Below are 14141 nucleotides of genomic sequence, written 5' to 3' on the forward strand. Positions count from 1 at the left end.
GCGCGACCTCGCTATTCGGGCACGCACTTCAGGTTGAGCTCGGGGCGGTAGACCGTGGTCTTCTTGACGCGCTTGATCTCCTTGCCGTCCTGCTTGAAGACGCGCCAGACGTCGATCGTGAAACCGTTCTGGCCGACCATCTCGATGCAGTCGGGACCGCTGTCGGTCTCGCTCTTGAACGGGGTGACGTCGTATCTCTCGGACGAGATCGACTCGACCTCGTAGCGCTTGGTGCTCCAGAACGCGACGGTGACCCCGGTGTCGCTGGTGGAGGTCTTCACCAGCACGCCGTACGGCGAGTCGTTCTTCCAGCGGAAGTCGGGCTCGGGCCAGGAGACCGTGGACTCGCGCCCGGCCGGGTAGCGGGAGATGTAGAACTCGTGCGCCACGTGCTGGACGTCCTCGAGACCGCCGAAGAACACCGCGTTGTACATGGTGGTGACGAACTGGGAGATGCCACCGCCGACCGAGTCGACCAGCCTGCCGCCCTGGATCATGGGGGCGGGGACGAAGCCGCGGGCCGTGTCGCGCTGGCCGATGACGCCGTTGAGCGAGAAGGTCTCGCCCGGTTTCACCAGGTAGCCGTCCAGGAGCCTGGCGATCGTCTTGATGTTGGTGACCCTGGGCACGCAGCACGCGTAGGGCGTGGTGAACTGGCTGATCCGCTCCTTGATGCCGAGCTTGCGCGCCTCGGCGTCGGACATCCGCGGCTTGACGGTGGTCAGGAGCACCGGGATCGTCCGGTCACCGTCACCGGCGATCATCTTGGCCACGTCGGCGGCGAGCCGCTCGTCGTTGACGCCCTTCCCCCTGCGGCCGGGCACCAGCTTCGGCTTCCCCCCGACGATCTGGAACGTGGGGTCGCGCGGGGCCAGGACCGGGTCGACGAGGTCGCCCTCCACGGAGGCGACCGCGCTCCTGGCGTCGAACTCCGGCTCCATGCCGCCGGAACCGTCCGGCTTGAAGGACAGGTGGGCGGCGAGGGTCTCCACCGGCAGCTGGGCCTGCTTGCCGGCGAAGGTCAGGGTGACCGGCCCGGACAGGGCGTCGCCGGCCTCGGCCGCGGCCTTTTCGACCGCGTCCCGCCCGGCCATCGGCTTGATCACCGAGACCGGCAGGCGGACCTCCTTCGACGGGCCGAGGAAGGCCTTCGTGATCGCGGCGACCGCGGCCTCCCGCTCCAGCTCCCTGCCGTCGCGGGGCGTCACGACGACGGGCTTGACACCCTCGAACGTGACCGAGCCCTCGCGGACCTTGAGGTCGATCTTCCTGGCCAGGCCCGCGACCGCGGTCCGCATGCTCTCGGAGTCGGCGGAGACCTTGGGCTCCAGCTCGGTGGTGCCGGTGAAGGCCCGCCAGACCTGGGAGGGGCTGGGGAAGTCGCTGGGCGCCTGGTTGATGGTGGCGACCACGTCGAACTCCAGCCCCGCCTTGCCGGGGTCGAAGTCGTGGCGCTTGCCCGCGGCCAGGAGGGTCATCTTCCCGGAGGCCTCGCCCACCAGGCGGTCCCTGAGCTTGTCGGCCGCCTCGGTCGCGGTCAGGCCGCCGATGTCGATGCCCCGCACCGTGGTGCCCGGCAGCATCCTGCCGGACATGATGACCGCGGGCACCGCGTAGGCGAGCCCGACGACGAACAGCACGGTGAGGACGATCAGGAGGAACCTGCGGGCCCCGCGGCGGCGCGGGGGCGGCTCCTCGTAGCGGAGCCCGCCGGGTTGCGGGAACCCTCCGTCGCCACCGGGGACGAGCGTGGGCTCGTCACGCTGGAAGGGGCGTTCCGGCGGGGAGGCCATCTGCCAGGGCTGCGGGGGCCGGGCTGCGGGCGGGAGCGTCATCCCGCGGGCCGGCGCGGGGGGGCCTCCGGGACCGGGAGGACCACCGGGACCGGGGGGGCCGCCGAGACCGGGAGATCCCGCGCCCCCGGTGGGGCCGAAGATGTCGGGCGAGACTCCCGGCGGGAGGCCGGGGCCGCCCTGGGAACGGGCTCCCTGCACGCCGGGAGGGAAGCGCGGGTCGCGGGCGCCCGGCGGGACGGGGCCCGAGGGGAGGGGCGTTGCCTCAAATGGGTCCGGTGGCGGGTTCACAGACGCTCCGGCGTTCCGCACGGCCTCCGCATCCTCCTGCTTCGCAGCTTCCACCTCCGGCAACCTTAAACCACATTGGTCAACCGCCGTCCCAAAAGGAGTAACAAATCAGCCTGTCCAGCGGTAACGGTGCTCCGGCCTTCCCGCGGTGCCGTACTTCGGGCGGAGCTCCGCCTGGCCCGCCGCGCACAGGTGTTCCAGGTATCGGCGGGCGCTGACCCTGGAGAGACCGGTGATCGTCGCCGCCTCGGCGGCGGACAGGTCGCCGCTCTCCCTGAGCGCCGCGGCGACCAGGGAACAGGTGGTGCCGGACAGCCCTTTGGGCAGCGGCGGCGGCACTCCCTTGACCGCGCCGAAGAGCCGGTCGATCTCGTCCTGGCGGGCCTCGTCCCCGATGGTGGCGAGTTGCCTGCGGATCTCGGCGTACTGCTCGAGGCGCTCGGCCAGGGCGCGGGCGGTGAAGGGTTTGATCAGGTAGTTGACCGCGCCGCCGCGCATCGCCGCCCGGACCGTGGCCACGTCCCGCGCGGCGGTGATCACCAGGATGTCCACCGGGTGCACGGCCTCCCTGAGCTTCGCGAGGACGTCGAGTCCTGACATGTCCGGCAGGTAGATGTCGAGCAGGACCAGGTCGGGCCGGCGCACCGCGGCCGACGCGATCGCGGCGCCCCCGGTGTGGACGACGTCGGCGACCGTGAAGCCGGGCGTCCTGGCGACGTAGCCGCCGTGGATCCTGGCCACCATGAAGTCGTCGTCCACGACCAGGACGCGGATCTCCCCCATGTGCCCGTTCCCGGTCAACTCGGCACCTTCCGTTCGGCGGATCCCCCCGCGGGGGGCGGCGCAGGTTCACCGGGTTCACCGGTACGGGACGGGGGAGGCTCCCCGGCGGACGGAAGTACGGGCTCGACGGCGGACGGAGGCGCGGGCTCACCGGCCGGCGGAAGCGTGGGCTCGCCGGCGGACGGAGGCGCGGGCTCCCCTGCGGACGGAAGCGAGAGCTCACCGGCCGGCGGAAGCGCGGGCTCGCCGGTGGGCAGCAGCGCGGTGAAGACGGCTCCGCCCGCGTTGTGCACCCGCACCCAGCCGCCCCGGCGCGCGCACGCCTGGCGGGTGAGGGCCAGGCCCAGACCGCGCGGCCCGGCGTGGGCGGCCTTGGTGGTGAAGCCCTCCCTGAACACCTCGTGGACCAGGCCCGGGGTGATCCCCGGACCGGAGTCACCGACCCGGACGCGCAGTCCGTCCGCCTCGGTACGGACCGAGACCTCCACCGTTCCCCCGGTCTCCTGCAGCGCGTCGAGGGCGTTGGCGACCAGGTTGCCGACGACCAGGACCGCGTCGTGCGGATCGCCGAGCATGCCCGCCTCCACCCGGGAGTCGTCGGACAGCACCAGGGTCGCGCCCCGCTCGGCCGCCTCGGCCGACTTGGCCAGCAGCAGCGCGGCCAGCGTCGGGTCGGCGACCTTCTCCCTGATGCCCGAGGCGTGCCTGCTGTAGGCCTCGGTGGTCTGGGTGATGTAGCTGACGGCCGTCTCGTGCTCGCCGAGTTCCAGCAGGCCGACCACCGTGTGCATCCGGTTGGCGAACTCGTGGGCCTGCGCGCGCAGCGCGCCGGTCGTGGTGCTGGCCTGGTCGAGCTCGCGCGCCAGCCGCACCAGCTCGGTACGGTCCCGCAGCGTGACCACCCAGCCGCTCTGCCGCTCCCGTACCGCCACCGGGGTCCGGTTGAGCACCAGCACCCGGTCGCGGTGGAGGACCACCCGGTCGTCGCCGGCGTCCACGCCGTCCAGCACGTCCCGCATCCGGTCGGACAGCGGCATCTCCCGCAGGCTCCGGCCGACGTCGTGCTGGGAGAGTCCGAGCAGGTCGCGCGCCGCGTCGTTGACCAGCGTCACCCGTCCCTGGAGGTCGAGGGCGAGCACCCCCTCCTTGACGCCGTGCAGCACGCCCTCGCGCTGTTCGAGCAGGGCCGCGATCTCCGCGGGTTCCAGGCCGAACGTCTGGCGGCGTACCCGCCGGGCGATCAGCGCGGCGGCGGCCGACCCGGCGACGAGGACCGCGAGGACCGTCCACAGCAGCGGCGGGAGCGCCTCGCCGAGCTGGTCGGCGACGGTCCCCTCCAGGATCCCGACCGAGGCCAGGCCGATGACCTGCCCCGAGGAGTCGAAGATCGGTGCCTTGCCGCGTACCGAACGGCCGAGGGTGCCCGTCTGGATGCCGGTCCAGTGCCGCCCGTTCGTCATGACCTCGGAGCCGTCGGTGGACAGCCTCTTGCCGATCAGGGCCGCGTTGGGGTGGGCGTAGCGGATCTGGTCGCGATTCGCGATCACCACGTAGTCGGCGCCGGTGGCCGCCTGCACCCCGAGCGCGATCGGCTGCAGGCTCAGCTCGGGCCGGGGCCGGCCGAACGCCTCACGCACCTGGGGAAGCCCCGCCACCGACTCGGCGATCGCCAGGGCGCGCTGCTGGTACTGGCGGTCCAGCAGGACGCGGGTGTGCTCCATCCAGACGCCCGCCGTGCCGCCGACCGCGAGGAACACGATCACGGTCTGCAACACGAAAAGCTGGGTGCCGAGCGAGGCGTTGAGTAAGCGTCGCACGAGTCAACTCCCTGGTCAGGGCCTCGATGAAAGCAGCCGGAGATAACGGCGAGGTCGCGAGGAGGTGTGACCAATATGACCGATACGACGGAAACCACGCAAAGGATCGACAGGGCCGCCTGGTGAGGTCACGATCCTCACCACGCTTTCTTCACGTTTGTTTGGAGCTGACCATGCGTCTTCGGAGACTGGCCGCCCTCGCGGTGCTGTCCCTCGCCGCCCTCACCGCCTGCGGTTCCGGCGGCGGCTCAGGTACGAGCGCGCTGAGAATCATGGCGCCGGCCTCGCCGGGAGGCGGCTGGGACCAGACCTCCCGCGTCGCCGGGGAGGCGCTCAAGGCCGCCGAGCCGTCCCGCAAGGTCGAGGTCTACAACGTGCCCGGCGCGGGCGGCACCATCGGCCTGGCCCAGCTCGCGGGCGAGAAGGGCAACGGCGACCTGTTGATGACCATGGGCCTGGTCATGGTCGGCGCGGTCGAGCAGAACAAGTCGAAGGTCACCCTGGCCGACACCACGCCGATCGCGAAGCTCACCGAGGAGTACGAGATCGTCGTGGTTCCCGCGGGATCGCCGTACCGGACGCTGGGCGACCTGGTGACGGCGTGGAAGGCGGACCCGACGAAGATCGCCATCGCGGGCGGTTCCGCCGGGGGCACCGACCACATCGTGGCGGGCCTGATGGCCAAGGCCGCGGGCATCGATCCCAAGCAGGTCAACTACATCGCCCACTCCGGCGGCGGCGAGGCGCTCAACGCGCTGCTCGGCGAGAAGGTCGCGATGGGGATCTCCGGCATCGGCGAGTTCGCCGAGCACGTGAAGTCCGGCAAGCTGCGCGCCCTCGGCGTCAGCTCTCCCGAGCGGCTCGGCAACGTGGACGCCCCCACCATCAAGGAGGCGGGCCTGGATGTGGAGCTGGCCAACTGGCGGGGGTTCGTCGCGCCCGGCGGGCTGGACGACGAGGCGAAGAAGGCCCTCACCGACCTGGTCACCAAGATGCACGACTCCCCGGCGTGGAAGGAGGCGGTGATGAAGAACGGCTGGACCGACGTCTTCCAGACCGGCCAGCCGTTCGCCGACTTCCTCGCGGCGGAGCAGACCAAGGTCAAGGCCGTCATCGCGGAGATGGGCCTCGTCTCCTGATGTCTCCCGCAGAAGACCCGTCAGGCCCCGCCGGCACCGGCGCCATCGGTGCCGGTACCGGTGACCACGGCACCGGATCAGAACCCGCCGCCGCCCGCGCGGGCGACGGCGGTACCGGCCGGGACCCCGGTACCGCGTCCGAGGCCGGGACCGGGTGGTCGTGGCGGCGGCCGGAGCTGGGGCTGGCGGTGCCGGTCCTCGCGCTGGGCGCGTTCGTGATCGCCGGCACCGCCGACGTGACCGCCGCGGGCTCCGCCCTCGGTCTCGGGCCCCGTTTCTTCCCGGCCCTGGTCGGGGGCGCGATGCTGCTGATCGGGCTGTTCTACGTGGTCGACGTGCTCAGGGGAGGCCACGGCGACCCCGAGGAGGCCGAGGACGCCGACTCCGGCGCGCGGGCCGACTGGCGGACGGTCGCGCTGGTCAGCGTGATCTTCCTCGCCTTCGCCGGGCTGCTCGACCTGCTCGGCTGGGTCATCGCGGGCGCGCTGCTCTTCTTCGGCCTGTCCGTGACGCTCGGGGCGGCCCACCGGCTGCGCGCGGGCGTCATCGCGATCGTGCTGTCCACTCTCACCTACCTGGTGTTCGTCAGGGGCCTCGGCGTGACGCTGCCGGCCGGGCTGCTGTCCGGGGTGATCTGAGTGGAGTCCTTCCAGCTGTTGATGGACGGCTTCGCGACCGCCCTCACCCCGGTCAACCTGCTCTACGCGCTGGTGGGCGTCACGCTGGGCACGCTGGTGGGCGTGCTGCCCGGCATCGGCCCGGCCATGACCGTGGCGCTGCTGCTGCCGATCACGTTCACCGTCCCCCCGGCGAGCGCGTTCATCATGTTCGCGGGCATCTACTACGGCGGCATGTACGGCGGGTCGACCACCTCGATCCTGCTCAACACGCCCGGCGAGAGCTCCTCGATGATCACCGCGCTCGAGGGCAACAAGATGGCCAAACGCGGCCGGGCGGCCCAGGCGCTGGCGACGGCCGCGATCGGCTCGTTCGTCGCGGGCACCATCGCCACCGGGCTCCTGGTCGTCGCGGCGCCCCTGGTGGTGGACTTCGCGATCTCCTTCGGCCCCGAGGACTACTTCGCGCTGGCCGTCCTGGCCTTCACCGCGGTGTCGTCGGTGCTGTCCCGCTCCGTCGTACGAGGGCTGGCCTCGCTGGGTCTCGGCCTGGTCATCGGGCTCGTCGGCATCGACCAGCAGACCGGGCAGGCCAGGCTGACCCTGGGCATCCCGCAGCTGCTCGACGGCATCGACGTGGTGATCGTCGCGGTCGGGCTGTTCGCCCTGGGCGAGGTGCTCTACGTCGCCTCGCGGCTGCGGCACGGCCGGCCGGAGGTGGTCCCGGTCGGCCGGGCGTTCCTCGGCCGCTCCGACTGGTCGCGTTCCTGGCGGCCGTGGCTGCGCGGCACCGCGCTCGGCTTCCCGTTCGGCGCGCTGCCCGGCGGCGGAGCGGAGATCCCCACGTTCCTGTCGTACTCGATCGAGAAGCGCCTGGCGCGCGGGATCGCCCGCGAGGAGTACGGCAAGGGCGCCATCGAGGGGGTCGCCGGTCCCGAGGCCGCCAACAACGCCTCGGCGGCGGGCACGCTCGTCCCGCTGCTCACGCTGGGCCTGCCCACCTCGGCGACGGCCGCGATCCTGCTGGCGGCCTTCCAGCAGTACGGGCTGCAGCCGGGCCCGCAGCTGTTCGACCACAACCCGGCGCTGGTCTGGGGCATGATCGCCTCGCTGTTCGTGGGCAACGCCATGCTGCTGGTGCTCAACCTGCCGCTGGCCCCGCTCTGGGCCCGGGTGCTGCGGATCCCCCGGCCCTACCTCTACTCGGGGATCGTGCTGTTCGCGGCGCTCGGCGTCTACGCGCTGAACTCCTCCTGGGTGGAGCTGGTCATCCTCTACATCCTGGGCCTGCTCGGTTTCGCGATGCGCCGCTTCGGCCTGCCGGTGGCCCCGGCGGTGATCGGCCTGATCCTGGGCCCGATGGCCGAGATCCAGCTCCGCCGGGCCCTGGCCATCGGCGCGGGCGACGTGACGGTGCTGGTCAAGAGCCCGATCGCGGCGACGCTGCTGGTCGTCTCGCTGCTGGCGCTGTGCACGCCCCTCATCAGGAAGGCGGCCGCCCGCCGTCGCGGCGCCTGAACGGAAGAACCGGCCGCGCCCGGACGCGGCCCCGACGGGCACGGACCTCGGTCCGTGCCCGTTTTCCGGTTCCGTGCCCTCGTGCGGGCGTGCGCTCAGGGCGTGAACACGGCCAGCAGGTCGTCCAGGCCCGCCTTGACGCGCTCGACCGTCACCCCGCACTCGCGCAGGCGGTGGGCGAGCAGCGGCGCGGCCAGCGGGGCGAGAAGGGCGTCGGCGAGGACGTAGGCGTCGGCGCCGGGTCTGGCCTGGGTGACGAGCATCGACAGGTGGGCGTGGTAGGCCTCGTAGGCACCGCCGAAGCGGGCGAACGGTGTCGCCGTCTCGGCCATCACCAGCAGGTCCAGCTGTTCCACGGTCCTGTCAGCCAGGGCGTGCAGGAAGCCGCGGATGCGGGCGGGCGCGTCGGCACCGGGCCCCAGGGGCGGCGGCCCCTCGATGAAGGCCTCCTGGAACTCGCGTTCCCGCTCGTCGATGAGCGCGTACGCCAGCCCCGAGCGATCGCCGAACCGGCGGTACAGCGTGCCGACGCCCACCCCCGCGGCGGCGGCCACCTCCGCCATCGCGAGCCCCTCGACGCCGTGAGCGGCGACGATGTCGGCGGCGGCGGCGAGGATCTTCATCCGGTTGCGCGCCGCGTCGACCCGCTCCCTGCGCGGGTTCATGACGACGTCCACGATCACAGGCTACTGGAGACTTGTAAACGGAATCGGTTCCGCTTTATGGTTAAGTGGAATTGATTCCGCTTAAGGAGCACACCATGACACGCAGGGTCGCGCTGGTCACCGGGGGAAGTCGTGGGATCGGCGCCGCCGTCGCCGTGCGCCTGGCCGCCGAGGGCGCCGACGTGGTGATCACGTATGCGCGCGCGGCGGACCGGGCGGCGGCGGTCGTCAAGGAGATCGAGGCCGCCGGCGCCCGCGGGCTGGCCGTGGCGGCGGAGGCCGCCGACGCCGGCGCGCTGGTCGCCGCGGTCGAGCGGACGGTCGCCGAGTTCGGCCGGATCGACATCGCGGTCAGCAACGCCGGCGTCGCCTCGTTCGGGCCGCTGGAGGAGGTGACCCTCGCCGAGGTCGACAGTGTCCTCGCGATCCACTCCCGCGCCTCGTTCGTGCTGGCCCAGGCGGCCGCCCGGCACATGGGCGGGGGCGGCCGGATCATCTGCGTCGGCAGCAGCCTCGCCGAGCGCGTGCCGTACCCGGGATGGACGCTCTACGCGATGAGCAAGTCCGCGCTGATCGGCCTGACCAAGGGGCTCGCCAGGGATCTGGGCCCGCGGGGCATCACGGCCAACCTCGTCCAACCCGGTTCGACCGATACCGAGATGAACCCTGCCGACGGCCCCGGAGCGGAGGAGGAGCGGCGCTTCACCGCCCTGAACCGTTACTGCAGCCCGGCCGACATCGCCGCCACCGTCGCGCATCTGGCGGGAGAGGGCGGCGGGAACATCACCGGCGCCACCGTCACCGTCGACGCGGGCGCCACGGCCTGACCGCCATGGCCTGGGTTCTGCTTCTCGTGGCGGCCGCGCTGGAGATCGTCTGGGCCACCGCGCTCGAACGTTCGGACGGGTTCACCCGGTTCTGGCCGGCGTTCGTCGGGGTGACGGCCGCGGTCCTGAGCTTCGTCATGCTCACCTTCGCGCTCAGGACCCTGACCATGGGCACCGCGTACGCGGTCTGGGTCGGGCTCGGCACCCTCGGGGTCGCCGCCGTGGGCATCGCCGCCCTGGGCGAGAGCGCGGCCCCCGCCCGGCTGGCCTGCCTGGCGCTCATCCTGATCGGCGTCATCGGCCTCAAGCTCCTGGACGGGTGACGTGACGCCGGAGCCTCGCGACGCGGAACACGACGCCGGGACCCCGGGACGGGTGTTGCGACGCCGGAACCTCGGGACAGGTGATGCGACGCAGGGACCCCGCGACGCGGAACGGCCGCCCGGCCGTGGGGAGCCGGGCGGCCGGGCTCATCCCGGGAAGGAGGCTATTCCTGCAGGGTGTCGACGGCCGGGCCGTTGAATTTCCGGCCGTCCTCCGTGGCCAGATAGCTGCAAGAAACCCATCCCGTGGTGCCCGAGGGCAGCCCCGAGGCCGACCTGCCGCCCAGCCGGAACCTGCACCAACCGCCCGACCAGCTGAGAAGCTGCCCGTAGTCGCCGTAGTAGAGGTAGCCGATGACCGTCGATCCTCCGGCACTCGACCGCAGGCGCACCCCGTCGGCGATGATCACCGCGTCCACGGCGGAGGCCGCCGACAGGGCGGAAGCGCCCTTCACCGGAGCCGCCTGAGCGGGGACGGCCGCGACGGCCGTTCCCGCGGCGGCCGTCAACGTCACGGCGGCAAGTGTCAGAAACCTTTTCATTGGACGTTCTTCCGATCGTGAGGTCAGGTCATGTCGGAGTGAAAGGCGGGACTGCAGTGATTACTGTGCAAGGCACCAAGAATTCCGTCAATACCTGTTCATATTCAGAAATATGAATTACCACATAAAAAAGGCCGCTCCGATCACCGGAATCCATGCGACCGATAAGGACTTCCGGCCTCCGCCACCCGCCCGGCGGCGCCCGGATCTCCCGGCGAACCCGCGACGCGACCGGCGCGACCCCCGTCCCGATCCCGAACCCGCCGGCGGTCGCGACAAATTCTTCGAGGAGGTCATCGCGATACACCGGGAGAATTTCGCGACACTGTCCGCGTTGAGAGAACTGGCCACCTACGACCCGACCGTGCGTGACTTCTACTCCGCCGATCTCGAGGAATTCGACGAGACCGTTCACAAAACACTCGTCGACGAACAGGAGTCGGGCTCGACGCCTGCCGACCTGGACGCCGTGGCGGCGAGCCGGGTGATCGTCTGGGGGGCGCGCAGGCGATCGCCCGGCACATCAGTGTGGACGACGGAAGTGGTGACGCGGCCTTCGCACGCGAACTCGGCAAGATCTGGTGGCACGGCGCCTATCGCCGCCCCGGCGAACAGCCCGCCGCGAACTGACCGTGCGGGAGGCGGACGCGCTCCGGCCGCCGGCACGTACCCCGCACCACGGCACACTCACCAGGCGGCCCGAGCCTCACCGTCCGCCTGCCCTCCGGTGGCCACGACGCCCGATCCCGCGCGTCACGAGCAGGGCACAAGTGATCATTCCTGGACTCCTCCCCATGACCGGGGATCGAAGGCGGGAACCCGTGGCCGGCTCTCGGCACCGAGGCCGGGAGGCCGCGGGAGCCTCCACACGCTCACACGCCGGCCATACCGGCTCAGGCACACGCTCATTCCGCTGACCGTGCGATCCTCCGATCCCTACCGTTGAATCATGGCCACCCCCCGCCCGGCGCACCGAGTCACTCGCACGTTCACCCACTTGTCCCGCCGCTCCACGCGCCCCGCCAAGGACGACCCCGTCACCGCACCGACCACCGCAGAGCGCCGGCCGAAGGCCGTGTCGCTGGTCAGCCGCTTCCTTCGCCGCCACCCGCCCGTCGACCGGCCCCACCGGGCCGAACTCGAAACCCTTTCCGCCAAAGAACGCCAGGAACTGTGGGACGCCTACCGGCAACGCCCCTTCCAGGCGATCACCGCCGTGATCACCTCATCCGCCGTCATCCTCGGCATCCTCTTCACCGCCCGCACTCTCGACTACACCGCAGGCACCCTGGACTACACCGCCCGTGCCCTCGGAGCCAACCAGGAAGCACAGATCACCGACCGCTACACCAAAGCCGTCGAACAACTCGCCTCACCCGCCGTAGACGTCCGGCTCGGAGCCATCTACGCCCTCCAGCGCCTCGCCGCCGACTCTCCCCGCGACCGCCCCACCGTCAGAAACGTGCTCGCCGCGTTCGTGCGCAACCACGACCTGTGCGTTTCCGAACCTCCACCCAAACCCTGCGACCCCGAGTGGAAGGAAACCGTTGTCGTCGAACCCATACGACCACCGGCCGACGTCCTTGCCGCCCTCACCATCGCCCCGGCCCTCACCACTCCATCACCCCTGAGCGCCACGTCGGCCGGCCACGACCGCGCCGATTTCTCCAAAGCCCGATTCCCGCACGCAGATCTCATCGACAGGTTCCTCGGCGGCTCCGATCTGAGCGGCGGGAATCTGCGCGGCGCGTTCCTGAGCGGTGCGAACCTCACCGGCACGAACCTGAGCCGCGCGATCCTGAGCGGCACGAACCTCAGCGGCACGGACCTGCGCAACGCGGACCTGAACCGCACGGACATGTTCCGTGCGATCCTGATCGGCACGAAACTGAACGGTTCAAGCCTGACCAACGCTTATCTGGAGCGTGCGAACTTGAGTGGCGCGGACCTGCGCGGTGCGGACCTGCGCGGCGCGGACCTGATCAACGCGGAACTGCGCGGTGCGAACCTGACCGGCGCGAACCTGAGAGGCACGGAACTGACCGATGCGAACCTGACCGGCGCGAACCTGATGGGTGCGGACCTGAGAGGCGCGTTCGGCAGAACACCGGCCGAGATCCGGGCGGAGGCGCTCACCGACGCACGTACCCGGTTCGGAGAAAGCTCCTGATCACACTGTCTGGTCCCGACAGACCCTTCGCGCGAGCGCGAGCTTCCGGGGGACCCTTCACACGGACGCGCGGGAAGCTCTTCGCGCGAGGCGCGAGCTCCCGGGAGACCTTTCGCTCGGGCTCCCGGGACACCTCGGGCCGAACTACCCGGAGACGCCGAGGCGCTCCAGGATGAGCTCGCGGGCGCGGCCCGCGTCGGCCTTGCCCCTGCTGGCCTTCATGACGCCGCCGACCAGGGCGCCGACGGCGGCGACCTTGCCGTTGCGGACCTTGTCGGCCGCGTCGGCGTTGCCCGCCAGGACCTGGTCGATGATCTCCATCAGCTCGCCCTCGTCGTTGACGATCTGCAGGCCGCGGGCGGCCACCACCTCGTCGGGGGAGCCCTCGCCGTTCAGCACGCCCTCCAGCACCTGGCGGGCCAGCTTGTCGTTCAGCGCTCCCCCGGCGACCATCGCGCACACCCTGGCGATCTGGTCGGGGGTGATGCTCAGCGCGCTCAGCGGGAGCCCCGCCTCGTTGGCGCGGCGGGCCAGCTCGCCCATCCACCACTTGCGGGCGTCCGCGGGCGGGGCGCCCGCGGCGACCGTCGCCTCGACCAGGGAGATGGCGTCGGCGTTGTGCATGGCCGCCATGTCCAGGTCGGACACGCCCCACTCCTGCTGGAGCCGCTTGCGCCGCGTGCCCGGCAGCTCGGGCAGGGCGGCCTTGAGCTCGGCGACCCACGCCGGGTCGGGGGCGATCGGCACCAGGTCGGGCTCGGGGAAGTAGCGGTAGTCCTGCGCCTCCTCCTTGGACCGTCCCGAGGTGGTGGTGCCGGTGTTCTCGTGGAAGTGGCGGGTCTCCTGGATGATCCGGCCGCCGCCGGCCAGGATCGCCGCCTGGCGCTCGATCTCACCCCGCACCGAGCGCTCGACGCTGCGCAGCGAGTTGACGTTCTTGGTCTCGGTGCGGGTGCCCCACTCCGAGGAGCCGCGCGGCATGAGGGAGACGTTCACGTCGAAGCGCATGGAACCCTCCTCCATGCGCACGTCCGAGACGCCGAGGCCGCGCACCAGCTCGCGCAGCTCGATGCCGTACGCGCGGGCGACCTCGGGGGCGAGCCTGTCGGTCCCCGGGATCGGCTTGGTGACGATCTCCACCAGCGGGATGCCCGCCCGGTTGTAGTCGACGATCGAGTAGTCGGCGCCGTGGATGCGGCCGGTCGCGCCGCCCACGTGGGTGGACTTGCCGGTGTCCTCCTCCAGGTGGACGCGCTCGATCTCGATCCTGACGGTCTTGCCGTCGACCTCGACGTCGAGGTAGCCGTCGAAGCAGAGCGGCTCGTCGTACTGGCTGATCTGGTAGTTCTTCGGCATGTCCGGATAGAAGTAGTTCTTCCGGGCGAAGCGGCACCACTCGGCGATGGAGCAGTTGAGCGCCAGGCCGATGCGGATGGTCGCCTCGATCGCGGCGGCGTTCGCCGTCGGCAGCGAGCCGGGCAGCGCCAGGCAGACCGGGCAGACGTGCGTGTTCGGCGGGGCGCCGAACGTGGTCGGGCAGCCGCAGAACATCTTCGACGCCGTGCCCAGCTCGACGTGCGTCTCCAGGCCCAGCACCGGCTCGAAGCGCTCCAGCGCCTCGTCGTACGGCATCAACGTCTCAGCGCTCATTGTCGT

At 71.3% G+C, this 14141-nt stretch carries 12 protein-coding genes; 6 read left to right on the plus strand and 6 right to left on the minus strand.

The genetic code is table 11. From position 1 onward, the window contains the following. Window positions 1-11: 11 nt before the first annotated feature. The 3 genes from AB0F88_RS34170 to AB0F88_RS34180 all read right to left on the minus strand — a co-directional run bounded on the left by AB0F88_RS34170 (window position 12) and on the right by AB0F88_RS34180 (window position 4684). Window positions 12-1793, minus strand: a complete 1782-nt coding sequence (locus AB0F88_RS34170; protein WP_362693771.1) for a VanW family protein — start codon at window positions 1791-1793, stop codon at window positions 12-14. Between the two features lie 399 nt (window positions 1794-2192). Further along, on the minus strand, window positions 2193-2867 hold the full coding sequence (locus tag AB0F88_RS34175; protein WP_362693896.1) for a response regulator: 675 nt from the start codon (window positions 2865-2867) through the stop codon (window positions 2193-2195). 14 nt (window positions 2868-2881) lie between these two features. Then, the gene (locus AB0F88_RS34180; protein WP_362693774.1) at window positions 2882-4684 is read right to left on the minus strand and encodes an ATP-binding protein; all 1803 of its coding nucleotides are present in this window, start codon (window positions 4682-4684) and stop codon (window positions 2882-2884) included. A gap of 173 nt (window positions 4685-4857) precedes the next feature. Between AB0F88_RS34180 and AB0F88_RS34185 the strand changes: the two genes are divergently transcribed. Genes AB0F88_RS34185 through AB0F88_RS34195 form a run of 3 tightly spaced genes read left to right on the plus strand, consistent with a single transcriptional unit; the run spans window position 4858 to window position 7958 of the window. Beyond that, window positions 4858-5823 (plus strand): tripartite tricarboxylate transporter substrate binding protein, encoded by a 966-nt coding sequence (locus AB0F88_RS34185; RefSeq protein WP_362693777.1) that lies wholly within the window; start codon window positions 4858-4860, stop codon window positions 5821-5823. Then, on the plus strand, window positions 5823-6461 hold the full coding sequence (locus tag AB0F88_RS34190) for a tripartite tricarboxylate transporter TctB family protein (RefSeq protein ID WP_362693780.1): 639 nt from the start codon (window positions 5823-5825) through the stop codon (window positions 6459-6461). The genes AB0F88_RS34185 and AB0F88_RS34190 overlap by 1 nt, the downstream gene beginning before the upstream one ends. Beyond that, a complete protein-coding gene (locus tag AB0F88_RS34195) occupies window positions 6462-7958 on the plus strand; it encodes a tripartite tricarboxylate transporter permease (protein WP_362693783.1) in 1497 nt (498 codons plus the stop codon). It abuts the gene before it with no gap. A 95-nt stretch (window positions 7959-8053) separates the two neighbouring features. Here the strand turns inward: AB0F88_RS34195 and AB0F88_RS34200 are convergent, their stop codons facing one another. Next, window positions 8054-8635: a TetR family transcriptional regulator gene (locus AB0F88_RS34200; RefSeq protein WP_362693786.1), complete on the minus strand. Its 582-nt coding sequence runs from the start codon at window positions 8633-8635 to the stop codon at window positions 8054-8056. 83 nt (window positions 8636-8718) lie between these two features. Here AB0F88_RS34200 and AB0F88_RS34205 point away from each other — a divergent pair, with 83 nt between their 5' ends. Both AB0F88_RS34205 and AB0F88_RS34210 read left to right on the plus strand, forming a co-directional pair. Then, window positions 8719-9450 carry an SDR family oxidoreductase gene (locus AB0F88_RS34205; protein WP_362693789.1) on the plus strand — a complete coding sequence of 244 codons (732 nt, stop codon included), beginning with the start codon at window positions 8719-8721 and terminating at the stop codon, window positions 9448-9450. A gap of 5 nt (window positions 9451-9455) precedes the next feature. After that, window positions 9456-9773: a multidrug efflux SMR transporter gene (locus AB0F88_RS34210; RefSeq protein ID WP_362693792.1), complete on the plus strand. Its 318-nt coding sequence runs from the start codon at window positions 9456-9458 to the stop codon at window positions 9771-9773. A gap of 164 nt (window positions 9774-9937) precedes the next feature. Here the strand turns inward: AB0F88_RS34210 and AB0F88_RS34215 are convergent, their stop codons facing one another. Further along, window positions 9938-10288, minus strand: a complete 351-nt coding sequence (locus AB0F88_RS34215) for an SH3 domain-containing protein (protein ID WP_362693795.1) — start codon at window positions 10286-10288, stop codon at window positions 9938-9940. Window positions 10289-11264: 976 nt separating this feature from the next. On the opposite strand from AB0F88_RS34215, the gene AB0F88_RS34220 reads away from it, so the two are divergent. Next, the gene (locus AB0F88_RS34220) at window positions 11265-12485 is read left to right on the plus strand and encodes a pentapeptide repeat-containing protein (RefSeq protein WP_362693798.1); all 1221 of its coding nucleotides are present in this window, start codon (window positions 11265-11267) and stop codon (window positions 12483-12485) included. 144 nt (window positions 12486-12629) lie between these two features. Here AB0F88_RS34220 and gatB read toward each other — a convergent pair whose 3' ends face one another. Then, a complete protein-coding gene (gene gatB, locus AB0F88_RS34225) occupies window positions 12630-14135 on the minus strand; it encodes an Asp-tRNA(Asn)/Glu-tRNA(Gln) amidotransferase subunit GatB (protein ID WP_362693801.1) in 1506 nt (501 codons plus the stop codon). Window positions 14136-14141: the final 6 nt, after the last annotated feature.

The sequence above is a fragment of the Streptosporangium sp. NPDC023963 genome (assembly GCF_040639135.1).
Classification (GTDB): domain Bacteria; phylum Actinomycetota; class Actinomycetes; order Streptosporangiales; family Streptosporangiaceae; genus Streptosporangium.

Bases quoted from the DNA above. Each gene is read 5' to 3' on its own strand.
- AB0F88_RS34205 (WP_362693789.1), top strand. From the start codon at position 8,719: ATGACACGCAGGGTCGCGCTGGTCACCGGGGGAAGTCGTGGGATCGGC.
- AB0F88_RS34185 (WP_362693777.1), top strand. From the start codon at position 4,858: ATGCGTCTTCGGAGACTGGCCGCCCTCGCGGTGCTGTCCCTCGCCGCC.
- gatB (WP_362693801.1), bottom strand. From the start codon at position 14,135: ATGAGCGCTGAGACGTTGATGCCGTACGACGAGGCGCTGGAGCGCTTC.
- AB0F88_RS34175 (WP_362693896.1), bottom strand. From the start codon at position 2,867: ATGGGGGAGATCCGCGTCCTGGTCGTGGACGACGACTTCATGGTGGCC.
- AB0F88_RS34210 (WP_362693792.1), top strand. From the start codon at position 9,456: ATGGCCTGGGTTCTGCTTCTCGTGGCGGCCGCGCTGGAGATCGTCTGG.
- AB0F88_RS34190 (WP_362693780.1), top strand. From the start codon at position 5,823: ATGTCTCCCGCAGAAGACCCGTCAGGCCCCGCCGGCACCGGCGCCATC.
- AB0F88_RS34220 (WP_362693798.1), top strand. From the start codon at position 11,265: ATGGCCACCCCCCGCCCGGCGCACCGAGTCACTCGCACGTTCACCCAC.
- AB0F88_RS34170 (WP_362693771.1), bottom strand. From the start codon at position 1,793: ATGGCCTCCCCGCCGGAACGCCCCTTCCAGCGTGACGAGCCCACGCTC.